1 protein-coding gene is annotated in these 1195 nt (G+C 64.9%); it reads left to right on the top strand.

Annotated features, from left to right (window positions below; genetic code table 11):
• Positions 1–1109 (top strand): IS256 family transposase (locus ACG2LG_RS23890; RefSeq protein ID WP_396263385.1); only part of this gene is annotated, 1109 nt, incomplete at its 5' end.
• Positions 1110–1195 lie beyond the last annotated feature (86 nt).

Below are 1195 nucleotides of genomic sequence, written 5' to 3'. Positions count from 1 at the left end.
ACGGGCTGCCCCGCATCGCCGAAATGCTTCTCAACGCCGCCATGCTCCTCGAACGTGCCGCCCACATTCAGGCCGGCTCCCACGAGCGCACCGGAGCCCGCACCGGCTACGCCAATGGCTTCAAACCGAGGGGCTTGCAAACCTCCCTCGGGGCTCTGGATCTGCGCATCCCGCAGGTCCGCGACTGCGAGGAGCCGTTCCGAACCTCACTGCTCGAAACCGGCTCGCGCATCGACCGAGCACTCAAGGCCGCCATCGCCGAGATGTATCTCCAGGGCGTCTCCACCCGCCGCGTCACCGAGGTCATGAAGAAGCTCTGCGGACTGGAGGTCACCTCCACCCAGGTCTCGCGCCTGACCGCCGAACTCGACGAGGAGTTCGAGAAGTGGCGCAACCGGGCACTGCCGGCCATCCTCTACCTCATCCTCGACGCCACCTACATCAAGGTTCGCCTCGATGGCGCAGTGCGCGACTGCGCCGTGCTCACCGCCATCGGCATCTGCCGCGAGACCGGCAAACGCATGGTCCTGGGCGTCTCGGCGGCCATCTCCGAAGCCGAGCCCCACTGGCGCAAGTTCCTCGCCTCGCTCAAGGCCCGCGGCATCGGCATCCCCGATCTCGTCACCTCCGATGCCCACGAGGGCCTGAAAGCCGCCCTGCGCGCCACCCTCAACGCCACCCCCTGGCAGCGTTGCCAGTTCCATCTCCAGCAGAACGCCCAGGCCTACGTGCCCAACGTCGCCCTGCGCAAGCAGGTTGCCGCCGACATCCGCTCGATCTTCAACTGCCCGGATCGGGCCAGGGCCGAGGAACGCCTCGCCGAGCTGGTTGAAAAGTATCGAAAAACCGCCTCGAAGCTCGCCGACTGGATGGAAGCCAACATCCCCGAAGGCCTTGCGGTCTTCCAAGCTCCCGAGCCCCATCGCCGCCGCCTGCGCACCTCCAACATGAGCGAAAACCTCAATCTCCAGATCAAACGCCGCACACGGGTCGCCGGACTCTTCCCCAACGAGGCCTCGGTCCTGCGCCTCGTCACTGCCATCCTCATGGACACCTCCGAGGAATGGGAAACCGGGCGTGCCTACCTCTCCCTAACAACCGACAACTGAGCCAAACACCGAAACCAACAACCGTTCCAAACCACCTCCAGAACCCCGTGCCTCTTCACAATTTACAGAAAAAATCTCGCGCGGCC

The sequence above is a fragment of the Haloferula sp. A504 genome (genome assembly GCF_044385805.1).
Lineage (GTDB): Bacteria > Verrucomicrobiota > Verrucomicrobiia > Verrucomicrobiales > Akkermansiaceae > Haloferula.
Note: the sequence above shows the minus strand (reverse complement) of the source record. Positions and strands in the feature narration are given on the sequence as shown.